The 14,774-nt window shown below is 72.9% G+C and carries 14 protein-coding genes and 1 pseudogene; 8 read left to right on the forward strand and 7 right to left on the reverse strand.

Translation table 11 applies throughout. The annotated features are described in order from the left end of the window. Nucleotides 1-392, reverse strand: a 392-nt coding sequence (locus ACIQZO_RS34530) for a transposase family protein (protein WP_403634162.1), incomplete at its 3' end; no start/stop codon positions are given. 605 nt (nucleotides 393-997) lie between these two features. Here ACIQZO_RS34530 and panD point away from each other — a divergent pair. From panD to ACIQZO_RS34545, 3 genes are read left to right on the forward strand one after another with little or no spacing between them, the layout of a single operon-like run. Beyond that, on the forward strand, nucleotides 998-1,417 hold the full coding sequence (panD, locus tag ACIQZO_RS34535; protein ID WP_403634165.1) for an aspartate 1-decarboxylase: 420 nt from the start codon (nucleotides 998-1,000) through the stop codon (nucleotides 1,415-1,417). 15 nt (nucleotides 1,418-1,432) lie between these two features. Continuing rightward, nucleotides 1,433-1,774 (forward strand): GNAT family N-acetyltransferase, encoded by a 342-nt coding sequence (locus ACIQZO_RS34540; RefSeq protein ID WP_403634168.1) that lies wholly within the window; start codon nucleotides 1,433-1,435, stop codon nucleotides 1,772-1,774. Further along, nucleotides 1,768-2,430 (forward strand): aspartate/glutamate racemase family protein, encoded by a 663-nt coding sequence (locus ACIQZO_RS34545; RefSeq protein ID WP_403634449.1) that lies wholly within the window; start codon nucleotides 1,768-1,770, stop codon nucleotides 2,428-2,430. The genes ACIQZO_RS34540 and ACIQZO_RS34545 overlap by 7 nt, the downstream gene beginning before the upstream one ends. A 255-nt stretch (nucleotides 2,431-2,685) precedes the next feature. On the opposite strand, the gene gndA is transcribed toward ACIQZO_RS34545, so the two are convergent. Next, complete coding sequence (gene gndA / locus ACIQZO_RS34550; protein ID WP_403634170.1) at nucleotides 2,686-4,128, reverse strand: NADP-dependent phosphogluconate dehydrogenase; 1,443 nt, start codon at nucleotides 4,126-4,128, stop codon at nucleotides 2,686-2,688. A gap of 196 nt (nucleotides 4,129-4,324) precedes the next feature. Here gndA and ACIQZO_RS34555 point away from each other — a divergent pair, with 196 nt between their 5' ends. After that, a complete protein-coding gene (locus ACIQZO_RS34555; protein ID WP_403634172.1) occupies nucleotides 4,325-5,614 on the forward strand; it encodes a transglycosylase family protein in 1,290 nt (429 codons plus the stop codon). A gap of 99 nt (nucleotides 5,615-5,713) precedes the next feature. Here the strand turns inward: ACIQZO_RS34555 and ACIQZO_RS34560 are convergent. Next, nucleotides 5,714-6,451, reverse strand: a pseudogene (locus tag ACIQZO_RS34560) (DMT family transporter); the annotation flags it as partial. Between the two features lie 289 nt (nucleotides 6,452-6,740). Here ACIQZO_RS34560 and ACIQZO_RS34565 point away from each other — a divergent pair. Next, nucleotides 6,741-8,240, forward strand: coding sequence for an SDR family NAD(P)-dependent oxidoreductase (locus ACIQZO_RS34565; protein ID WP_403634174.1), 1,500 nt, complete (start codon nucleotides 6,741-6,743; stop codon nucleotides 8,238-8,240). An 18-nt stretch (nucleotides 8,241-8,258) separates the two neighbouring features. Here the strand turns inward: ACIQZO_RS34565 and ACIQZO_RS34570 are convergent, their stop codons facing one another. Continuing rightward, on the reverse strand, nucleotides 8,259-8,762 hold the full coding sequence (locus ACIQZO_RS34570) for a metal-dependent phosphohydrolase (protein WP_403634176.1): 504 nt from the start codon (nucleotides 8,760-8,762) through the stop codon (nucleotides 8,259-8,261). A 328-nt stretch (nucleotides 8,763-9,090) separates the two neighbouring features. On the opposite strand from ACIQZO_RS34570, the gene ACIQZO_RS34575 reads away from it, so the two are divergent. Together ACIQZO_RS34575 and ACIQZO_RS34580 are read left to right on the forward strand one after the other, a co-directional pair. Beyond that, nucleotides 9,091-9,264: a hypothetical protein gene (locus tag ACIQZO_RS34575; RefSeq protein WP_189969287.1), complete on the forward strand. Its 174-nt coding sequence runs from the start codon at nucleotides 9,091-9,093 to the stop codon at nucleotides 9,262-9,264. A 180-nt stretch (nucleotides 9,265-9,444) separates the two neighbouring features. After that, on the forward strand, nucleotides 9,445-10,428 hold the full coding sequence (locus tag ACIQZO_RS34580) for a reductase (protein ID WP_403634179.1): 984 nt from the start codon (nucleotides 9,445-9,447) through the stop codon (nucleotides 10,426-10,428). On the opposite strand, the gene ACIQZO_RS34585 is transcribed toward ACIQZO_RS34580, so the two are convergent. From ACIQZO_RS34585 to ACIQZO_RS34595, 3 genes are read right to left on the reverse strand one after another with little or no spacing between them, the layout of a single operon-like run. Beyond that, complete coding sequence (locus ACIQZO_RS34585) at nucleotides 10,414-11,853, reverse strand: lipase maturation factor family protein (RefSeq protein WP_403634181.1); 1,440 nt, start codon at nucleotides 11,851-11,853, stop codon at nucleotides 10,414-10,416. The two genes, ACIQZO_RS34580 and ACIQZO_RS34585, sit on opposite strands and share 15 nt — an antisense overlap. Nucleotides 11,854-11,873: 20 nt before the next feature. After that, on the reverse strand, nucleotides 11,874-12,407 hold the full coding sequence (locus tag ACIQZO_RS34590) for a DUF1990 family protein (protein WP_403634183.1): 534 nt from the start codon (nucleotides 12,405-12,407) through the stop codon (nucleotides 11,874-11,876). Further along, nucleotides 12,404-13,312, reverse strand: a complete 909-nt coding sequence (locus tag ACIQZO_RS34595) for a YndJ family protein (RefSeq protein ID WP_403634186.1) — start codon at nucleotides 13,310-13,312, stop codon at nucleotides 12,404-12,406. The genes ACIQZO_RS34590 and ACIQZO_RS34595 overlap by 4 nt, the downstream gene beginning before the upstream one ends. A gap of 163 nt (nucleotides 13,313-13,475) precedes the next feature. On the opposite strand from ACIQZO_RS34595, the gene ACIQZO_RS34600 reads away from it, so the two are divergent. After that, nucleotides 13,476-14,771 carry a DUF6777 domain-containing protein gene (locus tag ACIQZO_RS34600; protein ID WP_403634187.1) on the forward strand — a complete coding sequence of 432 codons (1,296 nt, stop codon included), beginning with the start codon at nucleotides 13,476-13,478 and terminating at the stop codon, nucleotides 14,769-14,771. The last annotated feature ends 3 nt before the right edge of the window (nucleotides 14,772-14,774 follow it).

Consider the following 14,774-nt stretch of genomic DNA (forward strand, 5'->3'; position numbering starts at 1 on the left):
AGCAGAGCGGCGAAGCAGGTGATCTCGTTCGTTTTGTCCGGGACCCGCAGCTGGGTGACGGTCAGTCCGGTGCCGGTCATCGCGGCCAGCAAGTGTGCAGCCGTTTGGGTGGTGGTGCGTGAGCCGCGGGCGGTCTTGCCGTCGACGGCCAGGGTGTCGGCTCCGGCGGGGTCGGCGCCGAGCAGGTCCGCGAGCCCGCCCGGGCAGACGGCGTTCAGGACGCGGCGGATGGTCGCCGCGCTGGGCGCGAGGCGGACATTGAACACGGTCTCGGTGCGGGCACCGAGACGGGTCAGGGCATCTTGCGGTGCCGCCCTGGCCCACTGGCCGATCGCCGCGAACGAGCGTGCTCCGCACAGCACGGCCGAGCAGGCGATCAGCAGCACGCTCACGAACGGGTGACGCTTGCCCCGCCGACGGCGCGGGTCAGCCAGCGTGGCCGGCCGCTCCGGCAGACGCACGAGCCCGCGGTGCTGACGCGAAGGCGACTTGATCAGACAGATGCTGGCAGACTGACGGCACATCGAAGCTCCCGTTGGCGCAGGCGACTTGGCAAGGTCACCCGCATCAACGGGAGCTTCGTTGCGTTCGTAGCGCCTCCGCCGGACACCGTCACACGCCATGACCAGCGCACCTACGAGATCAAATCGACTTTGCAACAGCCCTGGCGCCGCAGCCCAGGCGGGCCGATCCCATGCGTAGGTGCTGGCATGTGACCGTCTACGCCGCCACCGTGGATCTGCTCACAGCGAGGGTGGTCCTGGACGACTGTCGACGGTCGTTGCGTAGGCTGGCGTCGTCGTCGCGGTGGGGGACCGAGGGAGCCAGCCAGCCCCTCCGAATCTGCCTGACGATGCGTCAGGAAGTCGGCGATTGGTCAGCACAGTCCTCAAAAACATGGGGAAAGCTGACCGAACACGCGACTCGTTGTAAGGTAGGGAAACCGCCCTTGACCTGCAAAAACGCGGGCAGGGAGCCTAGATCCAGGGGTGCCTCGATGATGCGTACAATGTTCAAGTCCAAGATCCACCGGGCCACTGTCACCCAGGCCGATCTGCACTACGTCGGCTCCGTGACCGTCGACGCCGATCTGCTGGACGCGGCGGATCTGCTGCCCGGGGAGCTCGTCCACATCGTGGACATCACCAACGGGGCGCGACTGGAGACCTACGTCATCGAGGGGGAGCGCGGGTCCGGGGTCATCGGGATCAACGGCGCCGCCGCGCACCTGGTGCACCCCGGGGACCTGGTCATCCTCATCAGCTACGCGCAGGTCGAGGACGCCGAGGCCCGGGCGCTCAAGCCCCGCGTCGTGCACGTGGACGGCGACAACCGGATCATCGAACTCGGTACGGACGCCTCCGCCCCCGTGCCGGGTACGGATCAGCGGCGCAGCCCGCACGCCGTGGCGCTCTGAGGGGAGTCGGGGATCATGCCGATCGAGTTCAAGGACGACCGCGGCGCCGGACGGCTGCTCGCCGTCGAGGACGGGGCGGTGGTCGGCCACATCGCGTACTTCGCCCTCACCGACGCGCCCCACGCCCTGGTCGCGGTGCACACCGTCGTCGAGCAGGGCCACGAGGGCCGCGGTATCGCGGGCGGGCTGGTGAAGACCTTCTACGGGCTCGCCGCTGCCGAAGGGGTGCCCGTGGTGCCGCTCTGCCCGTATGCGGCGAGCTGGGCCGCCAAACACCCCGACGAGGCGCCCGAGCCCGCCGCGGAGGTCGTCCTGGCGGCCAAGGCGCAGCTCGCCACGGATACCGACCTCTGGTGACCGACCTGCTCCTGCTGCACACCTCACCCGTGCACGTCCCGGTCTTCGACGCCCTGCGCGACCGGCACCACCCGGGGGCCGTACTGCGGCACCTGGTGGCGCCGGAGCTGCTGGACCGGGCCCGCACGGAAGGGCCGGAGTCGGTGGCTCCGGCCCTGCTGGGGCTGCTCGCCGAAGCGGGGGCCACGGCCGGGTCCGCGGTCGGATCCGGCCCCGGCCCCGTGCTGGTCACCTGCTCGACCATCGGGGCGACCGCGGAGTCCCTGGCCGCGGCGCTCGGCGTCCCGGTGCTGCGGGTGGACCGGCCGATGGCCGCCGCCGCGGTGCGCACGGGCGCGCGGATCGCCGTACTGGCCGCCCTGGAGTCGACGCTCGCCCCGACCGCGGAGCTGCTCGCCGAGGAAGCCGGCGAGCGGCCCGTGTCGATCCGTACGCACCTGGTCGCCGGGGCCTGGGACCGCTTCGAGGCGGGGGACACCGTCGGCTACCTCGCCCGCGTCGCGGAGGCCGCCGACTGCGTCACCGACGCGGACGTCATCGTGCTGGCCCAGGCCTCCATGGCCGGGGCCGCGGAGCTGGTCACCAGCCGGATCCCTGTGTTCTCCAGCCCCGCCCCCGGCCTGGCCGCGGGTCTCGCGATGCGTTCGGCCCCGTAGGGCAGGCATACGCGCCGCGAACGCGGGAAAGTGGGCCGTATGGTGCGAAAGCAAGACGCAGAAGAGACGCAGCCGCCCGCCCCGGAGCCGGACCCCGTCCCGGCGCCCGGCCCGTTCCCCGACCCGGAACCCATGCCGCGGCCCGTACCACCCGTACCCGGCCCGGTGCCCGAGCCGGACCCCATCCCGCCGCCGCCGGGACCCGCGCCGATTCCGCAGCCCGGGCCCCTCAGCTGACGCCGACCGTGCGGGTGCCTACGCGCGGACCTCGGAGCGGTCGCCGCTCCAGAGGGTGTGGAATGATCCCTCGCGGTCGGTCCGCCGGTAGGTGTGCGCCCCGAAGAAGTCCCGCTGCCCCTGGGTGAGGGCCGCGGGCAGCCGCTCGGCGCGCAGCGCGTCGTAGTAGGCCAGTGAGGCCGAGAACGCCGGCACCGGGATGCCCTGGCGCACCGCCTCCACCAGGACGGAGCGCCAGCCCTCCTGGTCCGCCGCGATCTCCTGGGAGAAGCGCGTGTCCGCCAGCAGGCTCGGCAGGCCGGGCTGCGCGTCGTACGCCGCCCGGATCCGGTCCAGGAACGCGGCCCGGATGATGCAGCCGCCGCGCCACAGCGAGGCCACCGCGCCCAGGTCCACGTTCCAGCCGTACTCCTCGCTGCCGGCCCGGATCTGGTGGAAGCCCTGGGTGTACGAGACGATCTTCGACGCGTACAGCGCCTGCTCCACCTGGGCGGCGAAGGCCTCCGCCGCCTCCGGCGCGAGCGCGGCGGCCGTCGGTCCCGCGAGCCCGCGCGCGGCCGTACGCAGGTCCGCGTGGCCGGAGACCGCGCGGGCGAAGACGGCCTCGGCGATCCCGGACACCGGTACCCCGAGGTCGAGCGCGATCTGCACGGTCCAGCGGCCGGTGCCCTTCTGCTCGGCGGCGTCGGCCACGATGTCGACGAACGGGCGCCCGGTCGCGGCGTCCGTGTGCGCGAGCACCTCGGCCGTGATCTCGATCAGGTACGAGTCCAGGCGCCCGCGGTTCCACTCCCGGAAGGTCTCCGCGATCTTCGCGGGGGAGTAGCCCGCGACCTCGCGCAGCAGGTGGTAGGCCTCGGCGATCAGCTGCATATCGGCGTACTCGATGCCGTTGTGCACCATCTTGACGAAGTGTCCGGCGCCGTCGGGGCCGATGTGCGAGGTGCACGGCGTGCCGTCGGCGGCCTTCGCGGCGATCTTCTCCAGCAGTGGGCCGAGGGAGGCGTACGACTCCGTCGAGCCGCCCGGCATGATGCTCGGGCCGAGCAGCGCGCCCTCCTCGCCGCCGGAGATGCCCACGCCCACGAAGTGGATGCCCTGCTCGCGCAGGTCCCGCTCGCGGCGCCGGGTGTCCTCGAAGTGCGCGTTGCCGCCGTCGATGATGACGTCGCCCTCCTCCAGGAGCGGGGCGAACTCGCCAATCACGGCATCGGTCGGCTCGCCGGCCTTCACCATGATGACGATGCGGCGGGGGCGCTCCAGCGCGTCGACGAACTCCTTCGCCGACTCGGCCGCCACGAAGGCGCCCTCGTGCCCGAATTCCTCCACCAGCGCCGTGGTCTTGGCGGCGGTGCGGTTGTGGACGGCGACGGTGAATCCGTTGCGGGCGAAGTTGCGGGCGAGGTTGCTGCCCATCACCGCGAGTCCGGTGACGCCGATCTGGGCTGTGCTGGTGCTCATCGTTGCGCTCCTGCGTGCTTCGGTGTGCCTTCGGTGGGCGGGGAGCACCGACGCTACCCCCACGCGTGCCCGAACGGATCTCCGTACCGTCGAGACACGGTCAAGTTCCGCTGGCATGCGCCCCGTTGCGCCTCTTGTCATGCCCTGATCGCGCCGTTAAGTTGTGCGGTTCCTGATGTCTTCGATGGGGGCTCCCATGGGTGTACGGGGCCGGCACCGCCGGTATCAGCCGAGCAGCATCAACCGGGCCTCACTGGCCGTCACCGCCGGCGGCGCCGGGATCGCGCTCCCGCTCATGGGTGCCGGAGTCGCCCAGGCGGCCTCCGTCGACACCTGGAACAAGGTCGCGACCTGCGAGTCGACGAACAACTGGCGCATCAACACCGGTAACGGCTACTACGGCGGCCTCCAGTTCAGCCAGAGCACCTGGCGGGCCTTCGGCGGCGCCGCCTACGCCCCGCGCGCCGACCTGGCCACGAAGGACCAGCAGATAGCGGTCGCGGAGACGGTGCTCAAGGGGCAGGGCCCGGGCGCCTGGCCCAACTGCGGCAAGCAGGCCGGACTCAGCCGCAGCGGACCGGCGCCCGCCGTCGCCCCGCAGGCCCCGTCACAGCCCAAGGTGCAGGCCCAGGCGCAGACCCGGCCACAGACCCAGGCGCAGTCACAGACCCAGGTGCCGGCGCAGGGCGGCGGGCACCGCCCCACGGGGACCTCGGTGCTGCCGAACCCGTACGTCGTCGCCCCCGGCGACTCGCTCTCCGAGATCGCCACCGACCAGCGCGTCGAGGGCGGCTGGCAGTCGCTGTACGAGACCAACCGGTCCACCGTCGGCGACAACCCGAACCTGATCTTCCCCGGCCAGCGGCTCACGCTGCGGGTCACCTCGGCGCCGGCCACACCCCTGCCTCCCCGGCAGGACCCCGAGAAGCCGCCGCGCACCGCCGACCCGGTCAAGCCCGTGGAGCCGGCCGCCGAGAAGCCGGTCGAGAAGCCCGCACCGAAACCGGTCGAGAAGCCCGTCGAAAGGCCGGCCGAGAAGCCGGCGACGCAGCCCGCCTCAGCGCAGGAGAAGCCGGCCTCGGGCGGATTCTCCGCCCCCGTCGACGCCGCCCTCGGCACCGCGTACCGCGTCTCGGGATCCTCCTGGTCCAGCGGCTACCACACGGGCGTCGACTTCCCGGTCGCGACCGGCACCACCGTCAAGTCGGTGGGACCCGGCCAGATCGTCTCCGCCGGCTGGGCCGGGGCGTACGGCTACCAGGTCGTCATCCGGCACACCGACGGCCGGTACTCCCAGTACGCGCACCTCTCCGCCCTCGGGGTCAAGGCCGGCCAGCAGGTCTCCGGCGGCCAGCGCATCGGCCGATCCGGTTCGACCGGCAACACCACCGGCCCGCACCTGCACTTCGAGATGCGCACGGGCCCCGGCTACGGCTCCGACATCGACCCGCTCAAGTACCTCCGCGGCCACGGGGTCCGCATCTGACCCGCGCACGTGCGAGGGCACGACGGTGAGCAGGACCAGGCCGGCCGCCGCGAGCGCGGCGCTGGCCACGGCCGCCGTCGCGCCCGCGGACCCGTACCGGAAGCCCTCGTCGAACAGCGTGATGCCGACCGTCGCCGCCACCACCGGGTTGACCACCGTCACGGTGGCCAGCGGCACGGTCAGTCCGGCGCCCCGGTAGGCAGCCTGCGACAGCAGCAGCCCGCCGGCCGCCAGGACCGTGATCGCCGCGAGGTCGGGCCACAGGCCGGGCAGCGCGCCCGGCCCGAAGCTCTCTGCCACCGACTTGGTGAACACCGAGGCCATGCCGAAGGCCGTACCGGCGGCCGCGGCCAGCAGCACGCTGTGCAGAACCGGGCGGTGCATCCGGTGCGCCGCCAGGAACAGCGCCAGCGCCACCCCCGCGGTCACCGCGAGCAGCACACCCCGCTCGTCCCCCGCCAGCGCCTGCTCCGCCCGCCCGCTCCCGCCGGTCAGCGCGAGCAGCCCGGCCAGGCCGACCGTGGCCAGTACCGCCCCGCGCCAGGCGGCGGCGCCCGCGTGGCGCCGTACGAAGAGGGCGGCCATCGGCAGGGCGAAAACGATGGTGAGCGCGCCGAGCGGCTGGACCAGGCTCAGCGGCCCGTACGCCAGCGCCACCACGTGCAGCAGCGCACCGAGGCCGTTCAGCCCCACCGCCACCCACCAACCACCCCGGCGCAGCGGGGCGTACCGGCGGTCCGGCGTGCTCGCCGCGACCCGTTCCTGGACGATCGCGCCACCCGCGTACGCCAAGGCGGACACGAGGCACAGCAGGACCGACAGCGCCAGTGCACTCATAAGGTCCACAATGCCCGACCCATCTGCGCTATTCCTCCGCCCACAGGTGGTGATCAGTCATACTCCCGACGTAGTACGGGAGTACGCAGCGTGGCCCTGGGGGCAGCGGAAAGCGACCCCTACGGTGCCCCAGAGTCACCGAATCGTCTCGTAGGGTCACGCTCCGCTCGCGGTGCGTGAGGGCCCGGAATCGGGTTTGGCTCCGGGCGGGCGGCATCCGTACAGTTGCCCTTTTGAGGACTTCCGCAGCAGGCGGATGCGGACGAGTGATCAAGGAACGGCAGCGGCAATGACGGTGACCGAAGACAGTCAGGACTACGGCCTCGAATCCGGGCACGCCTACGGGCCCGGTATCGACCCCGACCGGCTGGCCCTCTGCCTCAGCGTGCTCGACGAGCTGGACAAGCTCGACGTCGACCACCCCGACGCCGTCACCGTGCGCCGCGCCACCGCCGGCCTCTACCGCACGGTCAAGCAGCGCCGCCGCCAGGAGCGCCGCGCCGCCAAGACCGCCAACGACAAGGCCGTCACCGAGGCCACCGCCACCGGCTCCGCCGAGCGCATCGACGACGAGACCGAGGGCATCCTGCCCTCCTCGGTCACGGAGGCCGGCCGGATCGCCGGGATACTCCAGCGCCCGCGCTCCTGCTACGTCTGCAAGGCGCGGTACGTCGAGGTCGACTACTTCTACCACCAGCTCTGCCCGACGTGCGCCACCGAGAACCGGACCAGGCGGGAGGCCCGCGCCGACCTGACCGGCAAGCGTGCGCTGCTCACCGGCGGCCGGGCCAAGATCGGCATGTACATCGCTCTGCGGCTGCTGCGCGACGGTGCCCACACCACGATCACCACACGCTTCCCCAAGGACGCCATCCGCCGCTTCAAGGCGATGGAGGACTCCGCGGACTGGATGCACCGCCTGGAGGTCGTCGGCATCGACCTGCGCGACCCGGCCCAGTCCGTGGCGCTCGCCGACCAGGTGGCCGCGGCCGGCCCGCTCGACATCCTGATCAACAACGCGACGCAGACCGTCCGCCGGCTGCCCAGCGCCTACGCGGCGCTGGTCGACGGGGAGGCCGCCCCGCTGCCCGCCGGTGAGCTCCCTGCCCACCACGTCATCGGCGCCTTCAACTCCGGCGCGGTCGACGGCCTGGCGGCGCTGCCCGTCGGAGTGAGCGGGCTCGAGGCGCAGAAGGTCGCCGACCTCGCCCTGGTCGCGGGCAACGCCAGCTTGGAGCGGCACCTCGCCGGCACCGCCATCGACGCGGGCGGCCTACTGCCCGACGTCGTCGACAGCAACACCTGGGTGCAGACGATCGACCAGATCTCCCCGGTGGAGCTGCTCGAGACCCAGCTGTGCAACTACACGTCGCCGTTCATCCTGATCAGCGCGCTTCGGCCGGCCATGGCGGAGGCCGCCCGGAAGGCGGCCAACGGGCGGGCGTACGTCGTCAACGTCTCCGCGATGGAGGGCGTCTTCAGCCGCGGCTACAAGGGCGCGGGGCACCCGAACACCAATGCCGCCAAGGCCGCGATGAACATGGTGACGCGGACCAGCGGCCAGGAGATGTTCCAGGCCGACCGCATCCTGATGACCTCGGTCGACACCGGCTGGATCACCGACGAGCGCCCGCACTTCGACAAGCTGCGCCTCGCCGAGGAGGGCTTCCACGCCCCGCTCGACCTGGTCGACGGCGCGGCCCGGGTCTACGACCCGATCGTCCGCGGCGAGGCGGGCGAGGACCTGTTCGGCGTCTTCCTCAAGGACTACGCCCCGGCGAATTGGTAACCCCGGAGCCTCCCGCTCCTAAGGGAGGCCCCCGACCGGCCTTCGCGACCCCCTCGGCACACCGAGGGGGTCGCGTGCGTTCCCGGCCGGCCGGGAACGGCGGGCCCCGGCGGCGATCAGGTCCAGCAGCGGCCGCCAGTCCTCCAGTACACCCGCGTCCGGGCCCGCCGCGGCGGGCGATTCCAGGGCGTGGCGCAGGGTGTCCACCGCCTCGGCGTCAGCGCCGCAGTCGGCCCGGTAATCGGCCCCGTCGGCGGCCCCGCGATGGGCGCCGTCCCCGCCGGGAGCGCCCGACATCCGTACGAGCCGGGCCACCCGCTCGCCCAGCAGGGGGCGGATCGCCTCCGCCGCCACCTCGGCGGTAACCGTCCCGTCACTCAGACGGAGCAGCCGCCCGATGTTGTGGAGCAAGCCCGCGAGCTGCAGCTCCTTGTCGAAGGGGTGGGAGCGGCGGAGCAGGGCCGCGGTCCGCAGTCCCTGGTCGTCGGGGCTGCCGTGCAAGAGCTCCATCAGCTCCAGCACGCTTGTGACGTAAGGGACTTGAGCGTCGTGCACTCCGGATCTCGCCACCGCCGACCCCCTCCGTCGCACCCCGCTCGTCCGGGGTCGAGCAGATCACCCGTCACGTACCCGCAGCGCTACGACTTGCTGAACCAGGAGCGAAAGTAAGAGGGCGCAGCGGATTTTGCCTTCCTATCGAGCGGAGGTCCGCTCATATGTGTACTCTGGGGCATCAAGACGGCCCCCACCCGGGCCGCGCTCCACTAAGGCGCCACCGCGTCCGGAAACCCTTTATCCCTTGCCCGGCTCGCGGTCGCCTGCCGGGTTACGCGACACAAAGGAGTGCGCGGTGACTGAGAAGACCAAGCCCGAACCGACGGTCATGGAGCGGACGGCAACGAGGGCGAAGCCCCGTACCGACGAACTCGGTAGCCTCGAGGTCTGGGCCCGATCCGCCCCGATCCGACTGGCCGGCTACGAGGACGACCTGGCGGAAGCGCACATCCTGCCCGGTATCGACTAGCCCGCACAGCGGTGCCAAGCGCCCCCACGTGCCCACACGCACCGGGGGCGCTGCCGTGCCCGCCCGGGCGTTCCCGCGGCCCGGGTCCGGCCGGGTTCCCCGAACGGCTACGCCCTGAGCGTCATCGCCGAGGGCGATCACCGCTTCCCCCGCGCCACCCGCCCCGGCAGGCTGGCCCGTATGAAGCTGCTGATGCTGGGTGGGACCGAATTCGTCGGACGCGCGATCGCCGAGGACGCCCTGGCCCGGGGCTGGGAGGTGACCGTATTCCACCGCGGTAACCACACGCCCCCGCCGGGCACCTTCGCCCTGCACGGGGACCGCACCGCCCCCGGGGGCCTGGCCGCCCTCGCCGCGGGGGAGTGGGACCTCGTCGTCGACACCTGGGGCGGCGCCCCCACCGCGGTGCGCGACAGCGGCCGCCTGCTGCGCGACCGCGTCGGGCACTACGCGTACATCTCCAGCCGCTCGGTGTACGCCTACCCCGCCCCGGCCACTCTCACCGAGGACGGCCTCCTCGTCGGGGGCTCGCAGGACGCCGGGCAGGTCGCCTACGCCGAGGACAAGCGGGGCGCCGAACTCGCCGCTGTGGACGCCTTCGCGGACCGCGCCCTGCTGGTGCGCGCCGGGCTGATCCTGGGCCCGTACGAGAACGTCGGCCGACTGCCGTGGTGGCTGGGCCGCACCGCCCGCGGCGGCCCCGTACTCGCCCCCGGACCGCGCGAACTCCCGCTCCAGTACATCGACGCACGCGACCTCGCGGGCTGGACCCTGGACGCCGCAGCGGCCGGGCTCGGGGGTGCGTACAACCTGGTCTCCCCGGCCGGACACGCCACGATGGGCACCCTCCTCGACGCCTGCGCCGCCGCCACGGGGGGCGGCGCGGAACTGCGCTGGACCGACCCCGCACGGATCCTGGAGGCGGGCGTGGAACCCTGGACCGAGCTCCCGATCTGGGTGCCCGAGGGGGAGGCCTACGACCACATGCACGGCGGGGACGTCTCCAGGGCGCTGGCCGCCGGCCTGAAGTGCAGGCCGGTCGAGGAGACCGTGGCCGATACCTGGGCCTGGCTGCGCTCGCTCGGCGGGATCGCTCCGCAGCGGCCCGACCGGCCGGCCCCGGGCCTGTCCCCGGAGCGGGAGGCGGCGCTACTGGGGCTCTGAGCGCCGGGCGTCCGCGAGGCGGGTCGGCGGGAGGTACTCGCGCACCAGAGTGCGGTGCCACCAGGCCCCCGTCTCGCGCAGCTCCCTCCAGGTGGTGAACCGGTAGCGGTACAGCAGCGCCCGGACGTGGACGGGCGGGGCGTCCGGGAACGGGTTGTCGCGCAACAGCCGAAGGGTGTCCCGGTCGCCGGCCAGCAGCCGTTCCACGAACGGTCCGAACCAGTCCCGCGCGTAGTCGGGGGAGATCGCCGCGAACCACATCAGCCAGTCCAGCCGCAGGTGGTACGGGGCGAACTGGCGCGGGATCCGGTGCGGTTCGCCCGGCTTGCCCTTGAAACCGTAGGCGCGCCAGTCCCCGTCCGCGCGCGGCACCCGGTCCGCGGTGCCCTCCACCACCACCTCCATCCGGACCCGGCCGACCGAGCCGAAGGCCCCGTAGGTGTTGACCAGGTGCAGGGCGTCGAAGGAGCGGTTCATCGCCTGGCGGCGCGAGAGCATGTTGAGCACCGGGTGGCGGCTGAGGTACAGGACGAGGGCCGTCACCGCGCACACCAGGACGACGTACCAGACCGGAGCCGCGCGGGAGGCGGCCGCCGGGGGAGCGCCCGCGATGCCGGTGAAGTCCACGGCCGAGACGGCGAGCGTGATCGTCAGCCAGTTCAGCCAGGCGAAGTTGCCGGAGAGCACCAGCCACAGCTGGGTCGCGATGATGACCCCGGCGGCGTACGAGGCGACCGGCTGCGGGGTGAACAGCAGCACCGGGACGATCAGTTGGGTCACGTGGTTGGCCGCGCACTCCACCCGGTGCAGCGGCTTCGGCAGGTGGTGGAAGAACCAGCTCAGGGGACCGGCCATCGGCTGGGTCTCGTGGTGGAAGTACAGGCAGGTCAGCCTGCGCCAGCAGGAGTCCCCGCGCAGCTTGATCAGGCCGGCCCCGAACTCCACGCGGAAGAGCACCCAGCGCAGCAGCCACAGCACCAGCACGGGAGGTCCGGCCCGCGCGTTGCCGAGGAACACGGCGAGGAAGCCCACCTCCAGCAGCAGGGACTCCCAGCCGAAGGAGTACCAGGTCTGCCCCACATTCACGATCGAGAGGTAGAGCAGCCACAGCACGGCCCACATCGCCATGGCCGCGGCCAGCGGCACCTCGTCGCCGCCCCCGGCGGCCAGCGCCGCGGCCAGCGCCGCCCCGGCCCAGGCGCAGCCGGCGAAGAGCCGGTCGGAGTAGTGCAGCTGGAACAGGCTCGGGGCGTGGCGGAAGGGCACGTACCGTACGTAGCGCGGTACGGGCAGCATCCCGTGCGCCCCGATCAGGGCCCGGAACTGCAGGGCTGCCCCGATGAAGGCGACGAGGTAGATCCCGGCCAGGGCCCGCTGGAAGACCAGCCGGGCGAGCCAGTATCCGGGCGCCGTGAACCAGTCCATCGCCTCCAGTATCGGACCGGTCAGCGGGTGGCGGCCAGCCTGCGCAGGCGGCGGCCCAGCCGGCGCGCGTAGCGCAGCTGGAGGAAGGGGACCACCGGGCCGGCGAGGCGGGTGTACCAGGCGTTCGGGCGGCTGAAGGCGGTGACCGTGAACCACACCGTGCCGTCCGGGTCCATGTCCACCATGAAGGACTCCTCCCCGCATTCGGGGTGCCCGGCCAGCGTTCCGTAGGCGAAACCGATGCGGGCGGGCTCGTAGGCGGTCCAGATCACCTGGCACGGAGCGTCGATCCGCAGCGGCCCGAGGCCGATTCCGACCACGACCCGGCTGCCGGGGCGGACCGCGCCGACATCGGCCAGGACGCGCATGCCCGAGGCCCGGTGGGCGTGGAAGGTGGTGACCGCGGTCCCGGCGCTCTCGAAGACGGTCCGGCCGTGCCCGAGGCGGGTGCGGTGGCTCAAGTGGTGGTATCCGGCGGGCAGCGGCCGGTGGGCCGTCGCGCCCCGGTCGGGGTAGTTGACGGTGTCCCGGCCGGCGCTGATGAGGCGGGTCATGGCGAGGTCTCCAGTCGGTCGGAGGCGGTGCGACGGGTGGTGACGCGTTCGGTGGTGGTGCGGTCGGCGGCGGCGCGGGGATCGGCGGACAGCCGGCGCCAGGCGAGCAGCGAGCACAGGGCGAACCCGAGGGCGTTCCCGAGGCCGTGGGTGGCGGCCATCCAGGTCAGGGTGGGATGCGGGATCCCGGTGGCCTCGCCGACCGCCCACCACAGGGCCAGCGCCATGGTGGCCACGAGCACGGTGGCGGAGATGGCGAGCAGGATCCGCGTGCTGCGGTCCCCGGCCGAGGGCCGGATCTCCCGCCAGGTCAGCAGGGCCACCGCCCACATCCCGCCGGTCAGGACCACCGCGCCCAGCAGCTCGGCCCAGTCGTCGACGAAGTAGCCGAGGAGGACGAGCAGGGTGCCCGCCGGGACGCTGTACGCCGCCCACCGCGCGAGCCGGTCCGTCCCGGCGCGGCCGCCGAGGGCGCGGCACACCAGCCCGGCGATCAGGGCGGCGGTGAAGCCGGCGAAGTGGAAGTGGGGCACGGTCAGCGCCAGGATGTCGAGGTCGAAGCCGAAGAGCCGGTATCCGGCGCGCTCGGCGACCAGGGCGGTGGCGGCGACGGACGGCGAGACCAGGGCGGTGGCGACGGCGATGGCGGGTGGGGTGAGGGAGCGGGCCCGCAGCGGCCGGACGACGGCCCGGGCCGCGAGGGCCAGGCAGGCCGCCGCGTACAGGGCGGCGAGCGCGGTGGCGGCGATTCCGCGCGGCAGCCACAGACACAGGGCGCCGGGGGCGGCCACGAGCGGCCAGAGCCGGGCGGTCCGCAGGAGCCGGACGGGGTCGACGAGCCGCAGGCCGGCCGGGACGACGTGGAGCATGCCCAGGGTGACGATCACGTTCACCAGAACCGTCACCCCGGACTCCCCCGCTCCGCTGCGGCCAACGCCTTGAACGCGTTCAACTCACGGCGGTGAGCCTACGGCCTTCCTTGAACATGTTCAAGGCGCGCTCCGGTTGCGACTCCTGCTCGCATGCGGCACACAAGAGGGAGCAACCGGGGCGAAAAGGGAGATTCAAGTGAACGGACCGTCACTTCCGACACCTCGTCAGACGTCGCGTCGTCATGCACCCGCAGGCGCAGCCCTCTTCGCCCTCCTCGGCCTGCTCGCCGCGGGCTGCGGCAGCCCGGAGGAGCCGAAGGGCGCCGCGGGAGCCGAGAGTCAGGAGGTCTACCTCCAGCCCGTCGCCTCCGCCGGGCCCGACCCCTTCACCGCCTCCTCGGCCACCGCCGAGTCCGCCCCCGTACAGCCCCCGCTGCCCAACGCGACCGGACAGGGCATCCGCACCGTGAACGCGGCCACCCCCGGCCTGTACGGCGGCACCCAGCGGCTCGGCAGCTGCGACGTGGAACAGCAGGTCCGCGCCCTGACCGCCGACGACGCCAAGGCCCGCGCCTTCGCCGAGGCGTCCCACATCGAAGCGGAGAAGATCCCCGACTTCCTGCGGGGCCTCACTCCCGTCGTGCTGCGCGCCGACACCCGGGTCACCAACCACGCCTTCCGCGACGGCGGCGCCGACGGCTTCCAGTCCGTGCTCCAGGCCGGCACCGCGGTCCTCGTGGACGAGCACGGCCTGCCGCGGGTGCGCTGCGGCTGCGGGAACCCGCTGGCCGCCCCGCGCGCCGCCAAGGGGTCCCCGGTGCACAAGGGCGACCCGTGGAGCGGCTACCAGGCCAACCAGGTCATCGTCATCGAGCCCACCACCCACGTGATCAACAACCTGGTGATCGTCAACATCGCCGACAACACCTGGATCGAGCGCAAACGGGGTGACGACGGGGCCCAGGACCGGCCGCCGAAGGCCCTGCCCGCCTTCGACCCGGCCGCCGGCATCCCCGACGGGCCCCTCACCCCGCCCGGGACCACGACCGGTGACCCGTGCCGGAACCAGGCGGCCGCACCGGACTCGCCGAATGCTCCGGACTCGCCGAACGCTGCGGCGGCGCCGGTCCCCGGCGCGACGGACTGCCCGGCGGATCCGCAGGTCCCGCCGAACCCGTCCGGCCAGACCCGGCCGCAGAAGCCGGAACTGCCCTCGAACCCGGCCGCCCGGCCGCCGCAGCAGCAGGCGCCGTCCGACGGCTCACCCTCGGACATCCCCTCGGACCCCCAGTCCGGCATGCCGCCTCTGGACCCGGGCGAGCCGGGGTACCAGGAGCCCGGCGGACCGGCCCTCCCGAACGATTCCATCGATCCGTACAACCCGGACGCCCAGGCCGACCCCTACGCCCCTCACAACCCGTCCGACCCGTACATCGACCCGGACCTGCAGTCGCAGCCCGCGGCCGACGGGTACCCGCTGGAGAGCGCCTGACCG

Source organism: Streptomyces sp. NPDC097617 (assembly GCF_044761485.1).
GTDB lineage: Bacteria > Actinomycetota > Actinomycetes > Streptomycetales > Streptomycetaceae > Streptomyces.